At 46.5% G+C, this 398-nt stretch carries 1 protein-coding gene; it reads right to left on the reverse strand.

What is annotated here, in order from left to right; translation table 11 throughout:
* On the reverse strand, positions 1-398 hold a 398-nt coding region (locus tag ACXAFS_RS15295), incomplete at both ends, for a DUF7507 domain-containing protein (RefSeq protein WP_475308046.1).

A 398-nucleotide genomic window follows, 5' to 3' on the forward strand; every position in this document is an offset into this window, starting at 1 on the left:
ACAATACCGACTCCGTCTAAAGTGACATTTCCAGTGTTCGTTACTGTGATTGTATATTCTACCGTGTCGCCTAAACTCGCGCCTACTGGTGCAACATCATTCGTGATCGCTACGGTCTTAACCGCCTCGATACTTGGATCTTCTGCTATGGTTGTTTCTGTTGGATCATCTTCGGTGTTGCCATCCGTGTCATCTCCATCATCACTCGTGTCATCGACATTCGTATCTGCTGGACTATCTCCATCAGCTAATACACTGTTGCTAAAGCCACCTGCATCTACTGCATCTTGCTCTATAATATAAGTCGCTGTATACGTCGCTGTCTCGCCTACTAATAAGTCGCCTTCTGAACTGCCTAAACTTGATGGGCCTACAAACGTTGGGCCGCTCAATAAGGT

It is taken from the genome of Winogradskyella sp. ABM4_392, from assembly GCF_056160445.1.